Source organism: Streptomyces sp. NPDC087422 (genome assembly GCF_044744145.1).
Classification (GTDB): Bacteria; Actinomycetota; Actinomycetes; order Streptomycetales; family Streptomycetaceae; genus Actinacidiphila.
On the sequence record NZ_JBIUXT010000005.1, the window covers coordinates 19,932 to 39,644 of the forward strand.

General features: G+C 73.3%; 19 protein-coding genes. 9 read left to right on the top strand and 10 right to left on the bottom strand.

Annotated features, from left to right (window positions below):
- Positions 1 to 130: 130 nt before the first annotated feature.
- Positions 131 to 952 (bottom strand): PhzF family phenazine biosynthesis protein, encoded by an 822-nt coding sequence (locus tag ACIO6U_RS17175; RefSeq protein ID WP_355335705.1) that lies wholly within the window; start codon positions 950 to 952, stop codon positions 131 to 133.
- A 214-nt stretch (positions 953 to 1,166) separates the two neighbouring features.
- Here ACIO6U_RS17175 and ACIO6U_RS17180 point away from each other — a divergent pair, with 214 nt between their 5' ends.
- On the top strand, positions 1,167 to 1,784 hold the full coding sequence (locus ACIO6U_RS17180; protein ID WP_188283150.1) for a PadR family transcriptional regulator: 618 nt from the start codon (positions 1,167 to 1,169) through the stop codon (positions 1,782 to 1,784).
- A 69-nt stretch (positions 1,785 to 1,853) separates the two neighbouring features.
- On the opposite strand, the gene ACIO6U_RS17185 is transcribed toward ACIO6U_RS17180, so the two are convergent.
- Complete coding sequence (locus ACIO6U_RS17185; protein WP_391051132.1) at positions 1,854 to 2,873, bottom strand: substrate-binding domain-containing protein; 1,020 nt, start codon at positions 2,871 to 2,873, stop codon at positions 1,854 to 1,856.
- 248 nt (positions 2,874 to 3,121) lie between these two features.
- Between ACIO6U_RS17185 and ACIO6U_RS17190 the strand changes: the two genes are divergently transcribed.
- Positions 3,122 to 5,341, top strand: a complete 2,220-nt coding sequence (locus ACIO6U_RS17190; RefSeq protein ID WP_401719796.1) for a glycoside hydrolase family 3 N-terminal domain-containing protein — start codon at positions 3,122 to 3,124, stop codon at positions 5,339 to 5,341.
- Between the two features lie 73 nt (positions 5,342 to 5,414).
- Here ACIO6U_RS17190 and ACIO6U_RS17195 read toward each other — a convergent pair whose 3' ends face one another.
- Together ACIO6U_RS17195 and ACIO6U_RS17200 are read right to left on the bottom strand one after the other, a co-directional pair.
- On the bottom strand, positions 5,415 to 5,870 hold the full coding sequence (locus tag ACIO6U_RS17195; RefSeq protein ID WP_355335695.1) for an SRPBCC family protein: 456 nt from the start codon (positions 5,868 to 5,870) through the stop codon (positions 5,415 to 5,417).
- A 77-nt stretch (positions 5,871 to 5,947) separates the two neighbouring features.
- Positions 5,948 to 6,487: an HAD domain-containing protein gene (locus ACIO6U_RS17200; RefSeq protein ID WP_355335693.1), complete on the bottom strand. Its 540-nt coding sequence runs from the start codon at positions 6,485 to 6,487 to the stop codon at positions 5,948 to 5,950.
- Positions 6,488 to 6,582: 95 nt separating this feature from the next.
- Here ACIO6U_RS17200 and ACIO6U_RS17205 point away from each other — a divergent pair, with 95 nt between their 5' ends.
- The 4 genes from ACIO6U_RS17205 (at position 6,583) to ACIO6U_RS17220 (ending at position 10,560) form a co-directional block, all read left to right on the top strand.
- Positions 6,583 to 7,464: a pyridoxal 5'-phosphate synthase gene (locus tag ACIO6U_RS17205; protein ID WP_401719800.1), complete on the top strand. Its 882-nt coding sequence runs from the start codon at positions 6,583 to 6,585 to the stop codon at positions 7,462 to 7,464.
- A gap of 110 nt (positions 7,465 to 7,574) precedes the next feature.
- Entirely contained in the window at positions 7,575 to 8,090 is a 516-nt protein-coding gene (locus tag ACIO6U_RS17210) for a Clp protease N-terminal domain-containing protein (protein ID WP_355335688.1), read from the top strand.
- 12 nt (positions 8,091 to 8,102) lie between these two features.
- A complete protein-coding gene (locus ACIO6U_RS17215) occupies positions 8,103 to 9,062 on the top strand; it encodes an EamA family transporter (protein ID WP_355335685.1) in 960 nt (319 codons plus the stop codon).
- A gap of 520 nt (positions 9,063 to 9,582) precedes the next feature.
- Positions 9,583 to 10,560, top strand: a complete 978-nt coding sequence (locus ACIO6U_RS17220; RefSeq protein WP_401719804.1) for a DMT family transporter — start codon at positions 9,583 to 9,585, stop codon at positions 10,558 to 10,560.
- Between the two features lie 4 nt (positions 10,561 to 10,564).
- Here the strand turns inward: ACIO6U_RS17220 and ACIO6U_RS17225 are convergent, their stop codons facing one another.
- Together ACIO6U_RS17225 and ACIO6U_RS17230 are read right to left on the bottom strand one after the other, a co-directional pair.
- Positions 10,565 to 11,251 (bottom strand): FMN-binding negative transcriptional regulator, encoded by a 687-nt coding sequence (locus ACIO6U_RS17225; RefSeq protein WP_401719807.1) that lies wholly within the window; start codon positions 11,249 to 11,251, stop codon positions 10,565 to 10,567.
- 10 nt (positions 11,252 to 11,261) lie between these two features.
- Complete coding sequence (locus tag ACIO6U_RS17230; protein ID WP_391051141.1) at positions 11,262 to 11,936, bottom strand: pyridoxamine 5'-phosphate oxidase family protein; 675 nt, start codon at positions 11,934 to 11,936, stop codon at positions 11,262 to 11,264.
- 35 nt (positions 11,937 to 11,971) lie between these two features.
- On the opposite strand from ACIO6U_RS17230, the gene ACIO6U_RS17235 reads away from it, so the two are divergent.
- Entirely contained in the window at positions 11,972 to 13,321 is a 1,350-nt protein-coding gene (locus ACIO6U_RS17235; protein WP_401719810.1) for an aminotransferase class I/II-fold pyridoxal phosphate-dependent enzyme, read from the top strand.
- Here ACIO6U_RS17235 and ACIO6U_RS17240 read toward each other — a convergent pair.
- A complete protein-coding gene (locus ACIO6U_RS17240) occupies positions 13,312 to 14,451 on the bottom strand; it encodes a DMT family transporter (RefSeq protein ID WP_401719813.1) in 1,140 nt (379 codons plus the stop codon). The genes ACIO6U_RS17235 and ACIO6U_RS17240 overlap by 10 nt on opposite strands.
- Positions 14,452 to 14,523: 72 nt before the next feature.
- Here ACIO6U_RS17240 and ACIO6U_RS17245 point away from each other — a divergent pair, with 72 nt between their 5' ends.
- Positions 14,524 to 15,429, top strand: a complete 906-nt coding sequence (locus ACIO6U_RS17245; RefSeq protein ID WP_401719816.1) for a LysR family transcriptional regulator — start codon at positions 14,524 to 14,526, stop codon at positions 15,427 to 15,429.
- A gap of 83 nt (positions 15,430 to 15,512) precedes the next feature.
- Here the strand turns inward: ACIO6U_RS17245 and ACIO6U_RS17250 are convergent, their stop codons facing one another.
- Positions 15,513 to 16,007, bottom strand: a complete 495-nt coding sequence (locus ACIO6U_RS17250) for a pyridoxamine 5'-phosphate oxidase family protein (protein WP_401719819.1) — start codon at positions 16,005 to 16,007, stop codon at positions 15,513 to 15,515.
- A 142-nt stretch (positions 16,008 to 16,149) separates the two neighbouring features.
- Between ACIO6U_RS17250 and ACIO6U_RS17255 the strand changes: the two genes are divergently transcribed.
- Complete coding sequence (locus ACIO6U_RS17255) at positions 16,150 to 16,779, top strand: isochorismatase family protein (RefSeq protein ID WP_401719822.1); 630 nt, start codon at positions 16,150 to 16,152, stop codon at positions 16,777 to 16,779.
- A 168-nt stretch (positions 16,780 to 16,947) separates the two neighbouring features.
- Here ACIO6U_RS17255 and ACIO6U_RS17260 read toward each other — a convergent pair whose 3' ends face one another.
- The gene (locus ACIO6U_RS17260) at positions 16,948 to 17,475 is read right to left on the bottom strand and encodes a Rieske 2Fe-2S domain-containing protein (RefSeq protein ID WP_391051153.1); all 528 of its coding nucleotides are present in this window, start codon (positions 17,473 to 17,475) and stop codon (positions 16,948 to 16,950) included.
- A gap of 76 nt (positions 17,476 to 17,551) precedes the next feature.
- Complete coding sequence (locus tag ACIO6U_RS17265) at positions 17,552 to 19,699, bottom strand: prolyl oligopeptidase family serine peptidase (RefSeq protein ID WP_401719825.1); 2,148 nt, start codon at positions 19,697 to 19,699, stop codon at positions 17,552 to 17,554.
- Between the last annotated feature and the right edge of the window lie 14 nt (positions 19,700 to 19,713).

The window sequence follows — 19,713 nt, forward strand, 5'->3', positions numbered from 1 at the left end:
GCGTTTACGGCGCTTACGGTCTTACGGCACCGCGTCCGTACGGCACCGCGCTGTGACGCACCGCGGTCTTACGGCACCGCGCTGTGACGCACCGCGGTCTTACGGCACCGCGCCGTGACGCGCCGCGGCCTTACGGCACCGCGTGCAGCTCGCCGTCCACCACGGTGACCGCGGCGCCGGTCAGCAGCACCCGCTCGCCGCGCACCCGGGTACGGACCAGCCCGCCGCGCGGGGACGCCTGGAAGCCGGTGAGCGTCGTGCGGCCGAGCCGCTGGGACCAGAACGGCGCCAGCGCGGTGTGCGCGCTGCCGGTCACCGGGTCCTCGTCGATGCCGACGGCGGGGAAGAAGCCGCGCGAGACGAAGTCGTATCCGCGCGAGTCGTCCTCGGCCGCCGCGGTGGCGATCACCCCGCGCCGCGAGTGCCGGGCGAGCGCCGCGAAGTCGGGCGCCAGTGCCCGTACGGTCTTCTCGTCGGTGACCTCGATCAGCAGGTCGCCGCAGTCGGGGCCGGTGTCCAGCACGGTCAGCGGCTTGGCGCCGAGCGCCGCCGCGACACCCGTCGGCGCGGCCACCGGCGTGAGCGGGGCCGCCGGGAAGTCCAAGGTGATCGAGCCGTCCCCGGCCGCCTCCGCCGACAGCACACCCGCGCTGGTACGGAACCAGACCGTGCCCTTGTGCGCGCCGCTGGTGCGCAGCACATGGGCGGTGGCCAGCGTGGCGTGCCCGCACAGCCCCACCTCCGTGACCGGGGTGAACCAGCGCAGCGCCCAGTCCGCTTCTGGCGCGTCGGCCAGCCGGTGCGCGAACGCGGTCTCTGACAGATTCAGCTCCGCCGCGACCTGCTGAAGCCACCGGTCCGGCGGAAACTCCTCCGAGTCGAGCAGCAGCACCCCCGCCGGATTGCCGGTGAACGGGCGGTCGGTGAAGGCGTCGACTATTCGGATGCGCATGGCGAGAGCGTAGCGGCGCGCCCCACGCCCGGCGGGCGGTGTTCGGCGGATTCCGCTTCCGGTGACCGCGCCCGCTCGTGACCCGTGCCGCGCCCGCCCCGTGGCCCCCCTGTCGCCCTCCCGTCGCCGCCGTCGACCTGGGGCCTTGCCATCCGAACAGTTCCGATATATCGTTGAGCCATCGCGAACGATCAACGATGAAAGGAGCGTCATCATGCGTTCCCAAGGACACGAACATGGACACCGCGGCCCCGGACATCACGGTTGGGGCGAGCGGGACGAGCGACGGTCGGCCTTCGGGCCGTTCGGACCGCCCTTCGGCGGAGGCCCCTTCGGGCCCGGCGGCCGGGGGCGCGGCGGACCGCGCGGCAGGGCACGGCGGGGCGATGTACGCGCCTCGATCCTGGCGCTGCTGAAGGACCGCCCGATGCACGGCTACGAGATGATCCAGGAGATCGCCGAACGCAGTGGCGGCGCGTGGAAGCCGAGCCCCGGCTCGGTCTACCCGACGCTGCAACTGCTGGAGGACGAGGGCCTGATCAGCAGCGCGAGCGAGGGCGGCAAGAAGCTCTTCACGCTCACCGACAACGGCAGGACAGAAGCCGACGCGGGCCCCGAGGCCCCGTGGGAGGACGCCGGCCGCGGCGTCGACTGGGATGCCATGAACGAGATAAGGAAGGCGGGCGGCGGTCTCATCGAGGCCTTCCGCCAGGTGTGGGCCACCGGCACCCCCGAGCAGCGCGCGAAGGCGCTGACCGTGGTGAACGACGCCCGCAAGAAGCTCTACCTGATCCTGGCCGACGAGGACGTCACCGACCTCACCAAGGAGTGACGTCGGCGGTCACCGGGCGCCCGGTCCCGTACCGGCGCCGCCCGCGAATCATCGAGTCGGTCCGGGGCGTCACGCTCCGGGCCGACTCGATCCGCGTATCAGGAGGCGGGTCGGGATGATCCGCGGCTCCGCCGTGTCGACCGGCGCCGCGTCGATCAGCTCGCGCAGCGCCTCCACGGCCGCCTCACCGAGCCCGCGCTGGTCCTGCGCCACCGTGGACAGCGCCGGGCGCACCAGCGCGGCGGCGTCGATGTCGTCGAAGCCGACCACCGCCAGATCGCGGGGCACCGAGAGGCCGGCGTCGGCCGCCGCGTGCATCGCGCCGACCGCCATCTGGTCGCCCGCCGCGAAGATCGCCGTCGGCGGCTCGGCCACCGCGAGCAGCCTGCGGGCCGCCTCCTCGCCGCTGTCGAGGAAGAAGTCGCCCTCGGTCACGTACTGCGGCGGCACCGGGAGCCCCAGCCGGGCGCAGGCCCGCTCGTAGCCCGCCAGCCGCTCGGCGGCCGGGGGAAGGTGCAGCGGACCGGTGATGGTGGCGATCCGGCGGTGCCCCAGCGCGTACAGATGCTCCACCGCCGCCTCCGCGCCCGCCGCGTTGTCGGAGCTGACCCGTACCGTGCGCGGCCCGGTGAACGCGGTGTCGATGCCCGCGCAGGGCACGGCGGACGCGGCCAGGACGCGCAGGCAGCGGTCGTCGGCGGGGGTGGTCAGCACGATGACGCCTTCGAGATTGTGCCGCCGCACCGCTTGCAGATGCGCGGCGTCCGGGTCCTCGGGGCCCGGCGTCGTCAGCAGCATCAGGTGGTAGTCCGCCTCGGACAGCGCGGTGCGCACCGCGCTCAACAGGCCGAGCAGAAAAGGGTTGTGGAGTCCCTGTGCCTCCTGTCCGCTGTCCCAGATCAGACCGATGGTGTCCGAGCGGCGCCTGACCAGGGTGCGGGCCGGTTCATTGGGCGCGTAGCCCAACTCGATCGCCAGTTGCCGGATTCGCGCGCGGGTGGCCTCGCTCACCTCGGCGCGGTCGTTGAGAGCCCGGGACACGGTGGCGGTCGACACACCACTGCGGCGGGCGAGTTCACGAATGTTCACGGCGTACCTGATTCTGCGCGAGGGGAACAACGTGGAAACTTGGGACAGGTGAAAGGTGACTCCTGCGTACAGTCTTGACGATCAGTCAAGGCGAGGACAGACTTCCGGCCGATCGGAAACGTTTACGGCACTAGGTCCCGACAACCGGCCGGGACCCCGACAGGAACGGGACGCCTGCGATGCCTACGAACGCACGACGACGACCACGCCTCAGAGTCATTCTGACACTCGCCACCGCCGCGGCGTGTGTGGCCGCGGTCGCTTCCGTACCGGCGGAGGCCGGGGACAATCCGACGTACACCAACGCGAAAGCACCGGTCGACGTCCGGGTGAAGGATCTGCTGAAGCGGATGACACTGGCCGAGAAGATCGGTCAGATGGACCAGATCTCCGTGGTCAGAATGCAAGGCGACTGCGAGTGGAGCGGTGGCGAATTCACCGAATCCTGCATGAAGAGCGTGCTTCTCGACAACGCGGCCGGATCCATACTGTCCGGCGGCGGCGCGGGACCTGCGGTCAACACGCCCGAGAACTGGGCGAAGATGGTCAACACGGTGCAGAAATACGCCGTCGAGAAATCCCGGCTGCACATCCCGATCATCTACGGCGTCGACGCCGTGCACGGCCACAACAACGTGCTGGGCGCCACGATCTTCCCGCAGGAGATCGGCCTCGGTTCCGCCTGGGACCCGACGCTGGCCAAGAACTCCGCCGCCTCCACCGCCAAGGCGGTCGCGGCCACCGGCATCGACTGGAACTTCGCGCCGGTCACCGACATCGCGCGCGACCAGCGCTGGGGCCGCTACTACGAGACCTTCGGCGAGGACCCGCTGCTCGCGGGCACGCTCGCCGCCGCGGCGGTCGACGGCATCGAGGGCGCCAACGGCGCCAAGAACGTGGCCGCCACCGTCAAGCACTTCCCCGGCTACGGCGAGCCCGGCAACGGCCACGACCGCGTGCCCGGGGACGTCTCGATGCGCTACCTCCAGGACACGCTGCTGCCGTCGTACAAGCAGGCCATCGACGCGGGCGCGCAGTCGGTGATGATCAACTCCGGTGCCGTCAACGGCATTCCGGCGACCGCCTCGCACTACCTGCTCACCGATGTGCTGCGCAAGCAGTGGGGCTTCGACGGCGTCGAGGTCAGCGACTGGGCGGACGTCGCCGCGTTGCAGACCGCGTACCACGTCGCCGCCGACTACCCCGAGGCCATCGCCAAGGCCGTCAACGCGGGCCTGGACATGGCGATGGAGCCGTACGACGCGCAGGGCTGGAGCACCGGCCTGAAGACCGCCGTGCAGCGCGGCCTGGTCACCGAGAAGCGCATCGACCAGTCCGTGTCCCGCATCCTGAAGATGAAGTTCGAACTCGGCCTGTTCGAACACCCCTACGTGGACGCCTCGAAGGCCAACGGCCGGGTGCTCGGCGCCGACACCGCGCTGGCGCGGCAGGCGGCCGACGCGTCCCAGGTGCTGCTGCGCAACGACGGCAATGTGCTGCCGATCTCGTCCTCCGCCAAGAAGATCGTGGTCGCCGGTTCCTACGCCGACGACATCAACGACCAGGTCGGCGGCTGGACGGTGGGCTGGCAGGGCGTGCCCGACGGGGTGACGCTGCCCGGCACCACCGTGCTCCAGGGCATCAAGAAGGCGGCGCCCTCCGGTACGGAGGTCGTCCAGGCCAAGACCGCGGACGACGCGGTGGCGCAGGCCAAGAACGCCGATCTGACCGTGGTGGTCGTCGGCGAGAAGGCGGCGGCCGAGGGCGCGGCGGACAGCCCGCGGCCCGCCCTGACCGCCGACCAGGTGGCGTTGGTGAAGTCCCTGAAGGCGACCGGCAAGCCGGTGGTCACCGTGGTCCTCGCCGGACGCCCGCTGGTGCTCGGCGAGGCGGACGGCACCCAGGGCCTGCTGATGTCCTGGCTGCCCGGCAGCGAGGGCGGCAACGCCGTCGCCGACGTGCTGTTCGGCAAGGTCAACCCGAGCGGCCGGCTCAACGCGACCTGGCCCAAGGACATCGGCAACGAGCCGATGTACTACCAGCAGTTGCCCGGCACCAACGGCGGCCCCGAGTCCTTCGTCGACGCCGCCTACCCCTTCGGGGCGGGCCTGTCGTACACCACCTACGGCTTCGACTCGGTCAAGGCCGACTCGTCCACCGTGCGGGCCCGGGACACTATCCACCTGAAGGTGAAGGTCTCCAACTCCGGTGGCCGTGACGGCGATCTGGTGGTGCCGGTGTTCGTGTCGCAGCCGTCGAGCGACGTGCTCGCCCCGTCCCGGAAGCTGGTCGCCTTCACCAAGGTGCACCTGAAGGCCGGGCAGTCCCGTACCGTCGCGCTCGACGTGCCGCCGAGCCGTCTCGCCGTCACCCCCGGTGACGTCAACGGCGCGGGCAAGCAGGAAGTGGCACGCGGCGCCTACGTCTTCACGGCGGGGACGCAGACCGCCACGGTGACGGTCCGCTGATCCACGCACACCGCCGGGCCGCGTGAGGGACGATCCCCTCGCGCGGCCCGGCGCCTCGCGTACGGGCGGACCGTCACGCGCCCGGCGCGGGGGGCTCGGCCGGTTCGACGAGCCCGGCGATGGCGCGCAGCGAGTCGTTGAGCGCGGTCGTCGCCGAGTCCTTCAGCTTGCCCGCCATGAGGGAGACGGCGGCCCCGGTGAAGGTGCCGTCGATCCGTACCTCGGTGGCGTCGCCGTCGGGCGTGAGCGCGTACCGCATCCCGAGGCTCACCCCCATCGGCCCCTTGCCGCTGCTGCCCAGCACCCGCTCGGGCTCGAACTCGTCGACCGTCCAGGTCACGTCCGCGGGGAAGCCCATCATCCGCAGGCTCTCCTGGTACGTGGCCCCGGCCGTCAGCGGCCGCGGGCCGCCGTCGGGGAAGGCGGTGTGGGTGGCGTTCCACTCGCCGTAGGAGGAGAAGTCGGTCAGCAGGTCCCAGATCTTCCCTGCGGGGGCCGCGATACGCGCCTGTGCGGAGACTTCGGCCATGCGATCACTCCCTGAGTACCGGTCCACTCCCTGAGTACAGGTCGTGCCGCGCACCGTAACCGCGGGCGCCGCAACACTCAATACTGATGGACCGTCAGATACGGGGAGTGCGGCCTGCCGACACTGCGCGACAGCGTCGGGGGAGCGGCCAGCAGCCGGTTCACGTGCGCCCGCGGCAGACCGTGCGCCGGATTGACCGGCAGCAGCAGCCGGTCAGGACGGAACCTGGCCCTGCGGACCAGACGGCGCGGGATCACGTCGTCGGTCCAGGCGAAGGGCCGCCCCGCCGCGTACCGCAGGATCGGCGCCCACTTGCGCGCCGAGTACCGCTCCGCCTCGCGCAGCGGCGGATCGCCGGGCCGCGGCCGGTAGCCGCTGAATTCCACCACCGGCAGCGGCGGCAGACCCAGGCGCGGGGCGATGTGCGTGTTCGCCTCGTGCTCCCAGGTGGTCGCCCACACGAGGTCGTACATATCCGCCAGTTCGCGCAACCACACGCCGTGCCGGGCGGACAGCAGCACGGTGTGGGTCAGGATGTCGTGCACGGTGAAGTCCGGCGAGGGCAGCACCGGATTGAGCACACCGTCGACATCCAGGAAGAGCAGCGGTCGGACCATGGAACTCCTTCCCCGGTGGCGGGGCAGGTCGGTGTGTGTCGCCAGAGAGGGACGAGGCGACGGCCGGTACGGTTGCGGGTCGGACGGGAGGACATATGCGCGAAGACGACGGTCCGGCTACCCCCGACGGCGGAAGCGACGCGTCACCCGGGGGCGCGTCACCCGATGATGCGGCACCCGCCGGGGCGGCAGTCGGTAACGCGCCGCCGGACGAGGCGGCACCCGGCGGACCGGGACGCGGGCATACGTCGCCCGGCGACCCCACGCCGGGCGACGCGGCACTGCTCGCCAGGCTGCGGGCCGCCCCCGTACTGGCCGGGCCGCTGCCGGAATTCGACCCGGACGACGCACCCGACACCCCCGGCCCGCTCTTCGCGACCTGGCTGGAACTGGCGCTTTCCGACGCACTGCCGGAACCGCACGTCATGACACTCGCCACGGTCGGCGCCGACGGCACGCCCAGCGCCCGCGTCCTGATGCTGCGCGGAGTCGACACCGCCGACTGCGCCGTCGACTTCGCGTCCGACGCGGTCAGCCGCAAGGGCCGCGACCTGGCCGCGCACCCCGTCGCCGCCCTGACCTGGTACTGGCCCGCGCACGGACGGCAGATCCGGATGACGGGACCGGTCGACGTACTGGACGAGGAGACCGCCCGGCGGGACTTCCTCGGCCGCTCCCCGGCCTCCCGCGCCGCCGGCTTCACCGGGCGGATGAGCGGCCCGCTGACCGGAGCGATGGAGTACGAGCGGGCGCGCGCCGCGGCGGACGCCCTGGTGGCCGCGGAACCGGAACGGATTCCCGAGGGCCACACCGTGTACCGGCTGCGTGCCCAGGAGGCGGAGTTCTTCCAGGCCGACCCCGGCCGCTTCCACGTACGGCTGCGCTACACCCGCTCCGGTCAGGCGGGGGAGGGCCGGGACGGGCGCGGCGACGGGGACACGGACGGCGGTTGGACCCGGACCCTGCTGTGGCCATGACTCATCCCTGGGGATGACGCGGGAACCGGCCAACCCCCTCCATGGGCGGAGGCACGGATGGCCCCCGGTGCGGATGCGCCGCACCGGGGCCGCCTGATGAAGTGGATGGCGTGTACAGCAACCACGGGCCGCCGCTCGACCTGAGCCACCTGGCGGACGACCTCCGCCTCACGGTCGAACTGCGTTCCGTGGCGGCCAGCGCGCGCCGCCGGGCCACGCGCGACGGCGACCAGCAGATCGACACCGCCCACCTGCTGCACTCCCTATTGGAGATCGACCCCTTGGCGCGGGCCGCCTGCGACGCCGGGACCGGCCAGGTCGTCCGCGTGCTCGGCTACCTGGTGCAGCGCAGCATCGGCTACGGGCTGCGCTGGCGCGGCACCGTCGAGGACTCCGGCGCGCTGCCCACCGTCCAGGCCGTCGCCGGCACCGGCTGGAGCCCGTCCGCCGCCGCCGCGATCCGCAACGCCGTCGCCCTCGCCCGCCGCCGTGGCCGCACCCAGGCCGACGGCATCGACCTGCTCGACGCGCTCGCCTCCGACCCCGAATGCCGCGCCGTGGACGTGCTGCGCGCCGCCGGACTCGACGTCAGCGGCTACCGGGATGACGGTCCTGTCGCGAGCTGACATCATGACCCGATGCACGTAACTCAGCGGCGAAACGGGGGCCTCGGGCTCGCTCTGGTGTCCGCCTTCGCCTTCGGCGGCTCGGGCGTGGCCGCCAAACCGCTGATCGAATCAGGGCTCGACCCGCTGCACGTGGTCTGGATGCGCGTCGCGGGCGCCGCGCTCATCCTGCTCCCCATCGCCCTGCGCCACCGCGAACTGCCCCGCCGCAGGCCGGGACTGATCCTCGGGTTCGGCCTCCTCGGCATCACCGGCTGCCAGGCCCTGTACTTCGTGGCCATCTCCCGCATCCCGGTCGGCGTCGCCATCCTCGTCGAATTCCTCGGCCCCGCCCTGCTGTTGGGCTGGGTCCGCTTCGTCCAGCGCCGCCCCGTCAGCCGGTCCGCCGCCCTGGGTGTCGTCCTCGCCATCGCCGGCATGGCCGCCGTCGTCGAGATCTGGTCCGGCCTGGCCTTCGACCCGCTCGGCCTGCTCCTCGCCTTCGGCGCCGCCTGCTGCCAGGTCGCCTACTTCGTCCTCGCCGACGACGGCGCGGAGAGCGCGGACGCGCCGGAACCCATCGCCGTCATCGCCTACGGCCTCCTCGTCGGCACCGCCGTCCTCTCGGTCGTCGCCCGCCCCTGGAACATCGACTGGGCGATCGTCTGGCAGCAGTCCGCGCTCGGTGAGCGCGAGGTCCCGGCCGTTCTCCTCGTCGCCTGGATCGTCCTCGTCTCCACTGTCGTCGCCTACCTCGCAGGCGTCCTCGCCGTCCGCCGCCTCACCCCTCAGATCGCCGGGGTCGTCGCCACCCTCGAAGCCATCGTCGGCACGGTCCTCGCCTGGGTCCTCCTCGACGAGCACCTGGGCGCCGCCCAGGTCGTCGGCGGCGCCCTCGTCCTGGCGGGCGCCTTCACGGCCCAAACGGCCAGCCGCGCCAAGCCGGCGGCGACGCCGGACCCCCTCCCAGAACCCGACTTGGCCGACGCCTAGCGCCAAACGCCTCCCCACCGCGGTTCGCCGCACGGGTGCCCCTGCACAAGGGGCTGAGCCCTTGCGGCACCGCTGCGCAGGTGGGTTCGCCGGTAGCCAGCGAGCCAAAGGCGGCGCCGGTGTTGAAAGGGAGAACGCGCACAGCGACCGAGGAACGAGGGAGCGAGCACGATCGACCGTCGACACCGGATCTAAGCCGCCGGAGGCGAGAGGGCGGCAAAAAAGGGGAAGGACGGTGAGCCTGCGCAAGAGGGCTCCCACGCACGGTTCGCCGTACCGGTGACCTGACGCGAGTGGCGACCCGCCCCCACCCCCCCCGACCCCACCCCCCTCACGTAAGCTTCCCCCATGCATCTCACCGTTCTCCCGCCTCCTGCCGTCTGACGCGGGCGGCGACATTTCGGAAGACCTGGGGCCGGACCCGGCGCGGTGACTCGCGTTCGAGGTGAACGGCCGGGTCGCCGCTGTCCGCATATGGCGACCGGCGACCTCACCCCACCTCTTCCGCGGGAGAATTCTCGTGTCACTCACGCATGTCCACACCCCGGTCGACGCTGCCCTGTCGACGAACCGGGGCCTGATCTATGTCGTTTTCGCGGCCACCGCCTGGGGCACGGCGGGCGCCGCGGCGGCGCTGTTGTACGACGGGAGCGGGCTCGGCCCGCTGTCGCTGACCTTCTGGCGGGCGGCCGGCGGCTTTCTGCTGCTGTCTGCGGTGCGCGCGGTGCGTCCGGCCGCCGCGGTGCGGGTGGTGCGGGCGGAGCCGCGGCGGCGCAAGGCGGTGCGGATCCTGGTCACCGGCGCGGGCCTGACGCTCTTTCAGACCGCGTACTTCTGCGCGGTCAAGTCCACCGGGCTTGCGGTGGCCACGGTGGTGACGCTCGGGTCGGGCCCGGTGCTGATCGCGGTCGTGGCGCGGCTGGCGATGGGGGAGCGGCTCGGGCGCGGCGGTACGGCGGCCGTGGCGGGCGCGCTCGGCGGCCTCGCGGTGCTGGTGCTGGGCGACGGCGGTACGGGCGTACAGCCGCTCGGTGTGCTGCTCGCGGTGCTGTCCGCCACGGGGTACGCGGCGATCACGCTGCTCACCCGGTGGCTGGGGCGCACGGGCTCCGCGGGCGACCCGCTGGACACCTCGCTGTGGTCGTTCGGCATCTGCGCGGTGGCGCTGCTGCCCGCGGCCTGGGCCGAGGGGCTGTTGCCGCAGGCGGCGGGGCTCGGCCGTACGGTGCTGCTGCTCTGCTACCTGGCGTCGGTGCCGACGGCCGCCGCGTACGGACTGTACTTCGCGGGCGCCGCGGTCCTGCGGGCCGCGACCGTCTCGGTGATCGCCCTGATCGAGCCGGTCTCGGCGGCCGTCATCGCCGTGGCACTGCTCGGTGAACATCTCACGGCCGCGACGGTGACGGGCACCGTGATCCTGCTGGCGGCCGTGACCGGTCTCGGTCTCGAGGAGGCCAGGTCCGCGTCGGCGCAGCGGAGGGCGGCGCCCGTGGGGTGAGCCCTCAGGCGCCGGTCCCGGCGTCGGCCGCCGCGGACAGGCGGCGGATCTGATGGGTACGGGCCGCCGCGTCGTGCGGCCCGTCCCGGTCCGCGAGCAGGTCCATGACGCGCCGTCGCATCCGCTCCGGTTTGTTGCCGCCGTACTTGAACTTCGCCCGTACGTCGGTGACGTCGAGGCGGACACCGCGGATGCCGGGCAGCATGCGGCCGAACGGCTCCTGGCCCGGTTCCACGGGCGCGGTGCCGCCGCGGGGCTGGAAGTGGCCGACCTGGCGCCGCAGGAGGTCGGCCTTGAGCTGCGGGTCGTCCACGATGTGGGCGGTGCAGTACAGCAGGACGGCGGCGTAGAAGCTGGTCGGTGTGCCGTGTTCCGTGGGGGCGCCCTCGGGCGTGTGCCAGGGGCCGGGGATGAACGTGTAGTCGTCCACGACGCTGAGCGTGACCCGCGGGCTCGCCTCCAGGGCTCGCCAGATCGGGTTCGGGCGGGCGAGGTGCGTGACGGCCTCGCCCAGCCCGGCCGGTCCGGGGCCGTCGGCGCCGGCCCGCGGGTCGTAGGCGAAGTGCAGCGGCTGGACGAACGGCGGCTCTCCGTCGAGGCCGTTGACGGTGAGCTGGCCGAAGTCGTGGACGGCCAGCCACTCCTGCCACTCGCTGTCGGAGGTGGGCGCGTCCCAGGGGTGGATCAGCATGCCGCGGCCCTCACTTTCCCGGTCGGCCGGGCAGGTAGCCGGGCAGCGGTATCGACGGGTCGAGGTCGTCCGCCGGGATCGGGGCGCCGTAGGTCCTGGCGACCGGGACCACGCCGGTCCAGTAGGGGAGCGAGATGTCCTCCGGCTCGTCGTTGGGGCCGCCGGTGCGGACCTTCGCCGAGACCTCCAGCAGGTCGAGCCGGATGACGGCGGTGGCGGCCAGCTCCTTCGCGTCCGCCCGGCGGGAGTCGGCGGCGCGTCCGGGCACGGCCTGCTCGACGATCGCGTCCAGCGCGAGCGACCGCTCGGCCGGGTCGGTCACCTGGTGGGCGATGCCGTGCACCACCACCGAGCGGTAGTTGATCGAGTGGTGGAAGGCGGACCGGGCCAGCACCAGGCCGTCGACATGGGTGACGGTGAGGCAGACCGCGAGCCCGTCGTCGGCCCGCGCCCCGCGCAGCGGCCGGGACCCGGTCGAACCGTGCACGTACAGCCGCTCGCCCGACCTGGCGTAGAGCGTCGGCAGCACGACCGGCGCGCCGTCGCGGATGAAGCCGAGGTGGCACACATAGCCCTCGTCCAGGATGCCGTGCACCACCTCCCGGTCGTACGCGGCGCGTTCGCGGCTGCGGGTCGGGACGGTGCGGTCGGTGGGCGGATATCCGACGGGAGGTGCGGAGGCCATGGCGAGATCCTTTGCACTAGTGCATAATAAGGTTTGTGCTAGGAGATTACCGGATCACAGGTCGGGGCGCATCGGATATCGCCGCCAGCGTCGAGAGCGCGGTCGGCACGGGCGCGCTGCGTCCCGGTGAGGCGCTGCCGCCGCTGCGGGAACTGGCCCAGGAGCTGGACGTCAACCCGAACACCGTGGCCGCCGCCTACCGGCTGCTGCGCGACCGCGGGGTGATCGAGACGGCGGGGCGGCGCGGCAGCCGGGTACGGTCACGGCCCGCCACCGCGCCCCGCGACGAGATCCGGATCGACGTCCCGGCGGGCGTCCGCGACATCGCCTCGGGCAACCCCGACCTCGCGCTGCTGCCGCCGCTCGACCGGGCGCTCGCCGCCGCCGCAGCCCGCCACGCGGAGGCACCCGCGCTCTACGGCGCCGTCCCGGTCGATCCCGAACTGGCGGCGGCGGCCCGCGCCGCGTTCGACGCCGACGGCGTTCCCGGCGGGCCGATCGGCATCACCTCCGGCTCGCTGGACGCCATCGAGCGCGTCCTGGCCGCCCATCTGCGGCCCGGCGACGCCGTGGCCGTCGAGGACCCCGGCTGGGGCAGCACCCTCGACCTCGTACCGGCGATGGGGCTGCGCGCCGTCCCCGTCGGCGTGGACGACGAGGGACCGCTCACCGAGGACGTGGCGCGGGCCGTCCGGGCGGGCGCCCGGGCGCTCGTCGTCACCGACCGGGGACAGAATCCGACCGGCGCGGCCGTCTCGGCCGCCCGCGCCCGCGAGTTGCGCGCCCTGCTCGCCGACCACCGGCAGGTGCTGGTCATCGACGACGACCACGTACACGGACTGGTCGACCTGCCGCTGCACTGCCTGTCCGGGGTCACCGACCACTGGGCGCTGGTCCGCTCCACCGCCAAGGCGTACGGCCCCGACCTGCGGCTCGCGCTCTACACCGGCGACGCCGTGACCGTCGACCGCGTGCGCGGGCGGCACCGCCTCGGCGCCGGATGGGTCAGCCACCTGCTGCAACGGGCCGTCGTCCACCTCTGGGAGTCCGGCGCCGTCGATCCGGCCCGCACCGCGCGGTCCTACGGGGAGCGGCGCGACGGTCTGGTGCGGGCGCTGGCCGAGCGCGGGATCACGGCGCACGGCCGCAGCGGCATGAACGTATGGGTGCCGGTCAGTGACGAGACCGGCGCGGTGGCCGGGCTGCTCCAGCGCGGCTGGGCGGTGGCGCCGGGCGCCCGCTTCCGGCTGGCCTCACCGCCGGGCATCCGGCTGACCGTCTCCGCGCTCGCCCCCGCCGATGTCGTCCCGCTGGCCGACGCCGTCGCCGCCGTACTGCGCCCCGCGGGGCCGGGCGCGGCGTCAGGCGCGGGCCGCTACGGCTGAGCCCTGACGGCCGAAGTGGGTGCGTTCGCCTCGGGCTCGGCCGCGGACCGGGGCTCCGCGGCGGGCAGCGCGTCCTCCGTCCGTATCAGCGTCTGGAGCCGGACCTCGGCCTCCACGGGCACGGCGGCCGGGTCCGGTTCCGGTGCGGGCGCGGCCTTGGGGCGGCGCTGGGTGAGGGCCGCGCCGATCAGGATGACGGCGGCGCCGACCGGCTCGTTCCAGCTCAGTGCCTCGCCGAGCAGCAGGACACCGGCGGCGGTGGCCACGATCGGGATGAGGTAGGTGACCATCGAGCCGATCGTCGGCCCCTTCTCCGCGACCAGGCCGTACTGGATGAGGAAGGCGACCCCGGTGCCGAGCGCGCCCAGCGCCAGCACCGACAGCACCGACTTGAGCGGGTACGAGTCGGGCATCGAGGTGAAGAACGGCGTGACCAGCAGCAGTTGCGCGGTGCCGAGGCTCAACTGGCTCGCGGACATGGCCAGGTGGGAGCTGTCCGTGCCGGACAGGGTGCGGCGCACGTACGCCCAGCCGACCGCGTAGCTGAAGGCTGCGGTGAGCGCCATGATCGTGCCCTTGGGGTCCTGTCCCGAGAAGCCCTGCCAGGCGCCGAGCACGGTCAGCACGCCGATGAAGCCGAGGCCGACACCCGCGAAGCGCTGCCGCGAGGGCCGGTCCTCCGACAGCGCGACCACGGACACCAGCATCGAGAACAGCGGTGTCGCCGCGTTGCATATCCCCGCCAGCATCGACGGGATGGTCTGCTCGGAGTAGGCGAAGAGCGAGAACGGCAGCGCGTTGAGCAGCACCGCGGCGACCGCCAGGTGCAGCCAGACGCGCGGTCCGCGCGGCAGCCGCTCCCGCTTGACCGCGACGGCCACGGCCAGCACCGCCGTGCCGAAGACCATCCGGCCGAGCGTGACCTGGAGGGGCGCGAACGCCTCGTTGCCCACCTTCATGAACAGGAAGCTGAAGCCCCAGACCAGGCCGAGCGCGGCGAAGCGGATCCGCCAGTCGACGGTCCTGCGCGGTATGCGGCGCGAGGTCCGGCCGGAGCGGGGCGAAGAGGAGGCGGGTGTCGGGGAGACGGAAGTGGAAGCGGCTGTCCTGGGCTCGGCGGGTGCGGTCATGCGACTACGATGGCGCGTTCGACCTCGTAGAACAAGCGAGAATTTGTACACGGACGACGTAGGATTACTAACATGTTGAGTCTGGAGCGCCTGCGCGTCCTGCACGCCATCGACACCTACGGCTCGGTGTCCGCCGCGGCGGACGTGCTGAGTGTGACGACGTCGGCCGTGTCGCAGCAGATGGCGAAGCTGGAGCGGGAGACCGGCCAGTCCCTGCTCACGAAGAACGGCCGCGGGGTACGGCTGACCGACGCGGGACGGCTGCTGTCCGGGCACGCCGACCGGATACTGTCCCTGGTCGAGCTGGCGCACGCCGACCTGGAGGCGCACCGGGGCGCCGCCGTCGGCGAACTGCGGGCCGGCGCCTTCCCCACCGCCGTCCGGGGCCTGTTCCCCGACGCCCTCAACGCGCTGCGGCGCGAGCACCCGCAGCTCAGGACCGTCGTGCACGAGCTGGAGCCGCAGGAGTCGCTGGCCCGGCTGGCCCGCGGCGACATCGACCTCGCGGTCGTCCTCGACTGGTACAACAAGCCGCTGTCGCTGCCCGGCGGCCTCGCCAAGGCGCCCCTCGTCGACGACATCGCCGACATCGCGCTGCCCGTGGGGCACCGGCTGGAGGGCTGCGACCAGATCGAGCTGGACGAACTGATCGACGAGGACTGGATCGCCTGGCCCGACGGCGGCTTCTGCAACGAATGGCTGCTGTTCACCCTGCGCGGCAAGGGCATCGAACCGCGGATCGCGCACCACGCCGAGGAGCACGCCACCGTGCTCGCCCTCGTCGCCGCCGGTCTCGGCGTCGCCGTCATGCCCCGCCTCGGCCGCGACCCGATGCCCGAGGGTGTCCGCATCGCCCCCGTCCAGCACACCATGCGCCGCCATGTCTACGCCGTCTGGCGCGAGGACGCGGACCGCCGCCCCGCCATCCGCGTGGCGGTCGAGGCCCTGCGCCGCTCGGCGGGACGCGTGGGCGACTGACCCCCGGCGAAGCGGTACGGAGCCCGGCCCGCAGTAGCCTCCGGAATCCGGTCGGACGGTGAGGCTCGCGCCGGCCGGCGGATTCAGGAGCGCCCCGGCTCCGGCCTGGCCGCCGCGGCGGCCATCTTCGTGAAGTCCCACGAGACGACCCGCTCCGGTGTCAGCCGCAGCCACGCGTGCCGTCCGTCGTGCGGCATCGCGGGCAGGCCGAAATTCCGCTCGGAGAAAAGGCGTTCCGGTGTGTCGAGTTCGGGGTGCGGCACGCCGGTACGGGGGGCCTCGCCGACGAAGTCGACCGAGCCGGACAGCTCGACGCCGCGCAGCTCGCCGTAGTCCTCGCCGTCGTCCACGACCACGGCGATCCGCGGGTCGCGCCGCAGGTCGGCCCAACGGCGGCTGCGGACCAGGGAGTAGAGCCAGAGCGAGGTGCCGTCCCAGGCGAACCACAGGGCGCCCGCGTGCGGACGGCCGTCCGGCGAGACGGTCGCGACCCGGCAGGTGCGGTGTCCGGCGAGGAAGACGTCGATCTCCGCCGCGCTCATCATGATCCTGCGGCCCCGACGCTGGGTGGCGGTCATGGCACCTCCGTGCGCATCGCCCATGGCTGACGAGGAGCTGATCCCATGTCAGGTCCTCCGCCGGAATCATCCGGCACCGGACCGCGAGGGTCCAGCCCCTGATCCCTTCCGATCTGACGGACCGTCAATTATGGTGCGCGCCATGACCTCCGCCGACCGCCTCGCCGCACTGCTGCGACCCGCGACCACCGCGCTGCTGACCGTCGAGTGCCAGCGCGGTGTGGTCGGGAGCGACAGCGCGCTGCCCGAACTGGCCGCCGCGGCACGCGACTCGGGCGTGCTGGACCGCGTCGGCCGCCTGGTCGCGGGCGCGCACGCCGCGGGCGCCGCCGTCCTGCACGCCGTCGCGATCCGCCGCCCGGACGGACGCGCCGCCAACCGCAACGCCCGGCTGTTCCGCGCCGCCGACCGGCTGCCGGTCAAGCAGCTCGACGGCACCGACGCCGTACGGCTCACCGAGGAGATCCCGGTCGCCGACACCGACCTGACGGTCACCCGGCTGCACGGTCTCTCGCCGATCGCGGGCACCGACGTCGACGCGCTGCTGCGCAACCTCGGCTGCCGGACCCTGATCGTCACCGGGGTCTCGCTCAACATCGCGGTCCCCAACGCGGTCTTCGACGCCGTCAATCTCGGCTACGACGTGGTGCTGCCCGCCGACGCCGTCGCCGGAGTCCCCGCCGACTACGCGGCGGCCGTCGTCCGGCACAGCCTGTCGCTGGTCGCCACGGTGACGACGACCGACGACATCCTGGCCGCCTGGAAGCGGTGACGCGAGCGCCACAACACCGTTGTCCCGAAGCGTCGTTGGCCGCCTCGGATTCCGGTCGCCGCCCGGCGCCGGACGCGGCACCCACCCGCCGCGCCCGGCACCGCAGCCGACGACGTAAGCCCGTAGACCCGTAAGCCCGTGAGCCCGTAGGTCGTACGTCCGGACCGATCAGCTACCGAGCATCACCTGGTCACCCGACACCGTCACGTTCTCCGAAGGGAGCGGCCTCGTCGCCGGGCCGCTGGCGACGCTGCCGTCGGCCACGTGGAACTTGCTGCCGTGGCAAGGGCAGTTGATCGTGCCGTCGGACACGCTGCCGACCTGGCAGCCCGAGTGGGTGCAGGTCGAGGAGAACGCCTTGTACTGCCCGGCGGTCGGCTGGGTGACGACCACCTTCTGGTCGGCGTAGATCTTCCCGCCGCCGACCGGGACGTCCGAGGTCTTGCCAAGCGCGGTGCCGCCACCGGAGGCCGCGGACGAGGTGGGCGCCGTGCCCGCGTCCGACGTGGTGGGGTCCGCGCCGGCCGAGGTCGTCGGCGCCCCGGCGTCCGACGGCGACGCGGAGTCGGAGGCGGCGTTCGACGAGCCGTCCGAGCTGCCGCAGGCGGCCAAGGCCGCGGCGAGTCCCACGCCGCCCGCCGCCGCTACGAAGCCGCGACGCGTGGGAGGCACGGAGAAGCGGGGGGTCTCTGCCATGAGGTGCGTCCTGTCCGTTCGGGGGGCCGGGCGGTGGAGGGAAACCGCCCGGCAGCGTGGTGTCACGCGTGCTGTCTCATACGGGCGTCCGCTCCGGAACGTTCAACGCCGCACGCAAGAAGTTCACCTGGTGCCTCAGGAGTCCCTCCACCACCGTCTCGTCCGTCGGCGAGTGCGTGACGTTCGACAGCGGCAGCACCTGGTGCGGGCGGTGGGCCGCGAGCAGGGCCGCTGACATCCGCAGCGTGTGCGCCACCACCACGTTGTCGTCCGCCATACCGTGCACCAGCAGCAGCGGGCGCCGCAGGTCCGCGGCCTCGCCGATCGGCGACGAGCGGTCGTACGCGGCGGGCTCCTCGTCCGGGTGGCCGAGGAAGCGCTCCCGCCAGTGCGTGTCGTACAGCCGCTGGTCGCTCGGCGCCGCGCCGCTGACCGCCGCGTGGAAGACCTCGGGCCGGCGGATCACCGCCGCGGTGGCCAGCGTGCCGCCGTACGACCAGCCGCGGATCCCGACCCGCCCGAGGTCGAGGTCGGGGCAGTGCTCGGCCGCCGCGCGCAGCGCCGTGACCTGGTCCTCGATCGGCGCGCTGAGCGAGTCGCCGCGCACGGTCTTCTCCCAGGCCGGGCCGCGCGCCGGTGTGCCGCGCCCGTCCGCGACGACCACCGCGAAGCCCTCCTCGGCGAACCACTGCGCCTCGTACATCGACCAGCCCCCGCCGCGCGTCACCAGCCGCATCGCGGGCCCGCCGTAGGAGGCGACCAGCACCGGCAGCGGCCCGCCGCCCGGCTCGTACCAGGACGGCAGCAGCAGCGCCGTACGGATCTCCCGCTCACCGGCCCGCAGCCAGGTCACGCGCGGGGTCAGGACGGGCTCCGCTGCCAGGCAGCCGACCGCGGTCTCCTGACCGCCGTCGCGCAGCAGCGTCGTGCGGTGGCCGCGCTCGGTGCGGGAGTCGAGCAGCAGCGTGCCGCCCGCGCGCAGGCCGGTGTGCACGCCGGGTCCGGAGCTGAGCCGTACGGGGCCGCGCTCGCGGTCGTACGACCACAGGTGCTCCTCGGTCGGCTCGTCGCAGGCGGTGAAGAGCACCGACTCGCCCGCCGCGCCGAGGACTTCGCGGACGTGCAGACCGTCCGGCGTCACCGGCTCGCCGCCGACCGTCAGCCGCCGGGACCCGCCGGTGTCCGCGGTGTGCACCAGCGCGCCGGACCCGGTCCTGGCGGGCGTGCCGGGGATCAGTTGCACCCACGCCGGGTCGCGCTGTTCGTGCAGCAGCCGCGTCCCGCCGCTGCCGGGGTCGGCGGCGAGCACCCGTACCGTCCGCTGGTCCCGGCTCTGGACCGCCAGCAGCGGGCCGTGCGCGTCCCAGTCCGCGCTCGTCAGATATTCGTACGCCGCGCGGTCCCAGCGGACCTCGGTGCGCCTCCCGTCCAGGCCCAGCACGTGCAGCGAGACATCGGCGTTGGCCGTGCCCGCCGTCGGGTAGGGCACCGCGCGCGGCGGCTTGGCGGGATCGGCCGGGTCGGAGATCCACCAGCGTCGGACGCGGGCGGTGTCGACGCGGGCGGTCAGGACCGCGGCGCCGTCGGGCGACCACCAGTGGCCGCGGTACCGGTGCATCTCCTCCGCCGCCACGTGCTCGGCGAGCCCGTACGTCACGTCCGCGGTCTCCGGCGCGGCGAGCAGCAGATCGGCGCCGCCGTCGAGGTCCGCCACCCGCAGCGCGCCCTCCGTCACATACGCCACGCGCCGCCCGGCCGGGTCCGGCCGCGGGTCGACCACGGGCCCGGCGGTGGCGACCGGGCGCGCCGCGCCGCCGTCGGTCCGCACCGTCCACAAGGCGCCGTCCAGCGCGAAGACGACGGTGCGCGCGGCGGCGTCGGTGGCGTACGCGACGATGCCGCCGCTGCGTTCCCTGGTCCGCTCGCGCCTGACCAGCTCCGCCTCCGGCACCTCGCCCGGCGCGGCGCCGAGCGCGTCCGGATCGGCCAGCAGCCGCTCCTCGCCGTCCGCGAGCAGCCACAGACAGCTCGTACGGTCCTCGCCGCCGCGGGTGCGCAGGAAGAGCAGCCTCCCGCCGTCGGGGGAGAGGGTGAAGGAGCGGGGCACACCGAGCGAGAAGCGCTGGGTGCGGGCGAGTTGGCGGGGCAGGTCGCCGGAAGGGGTACGGAGCGGGGCGCGCGCCGGGTCACGCGCGAGGTCAGGTGCCGGGTTATCGGTGTCCATGAGGGGACTCTGGC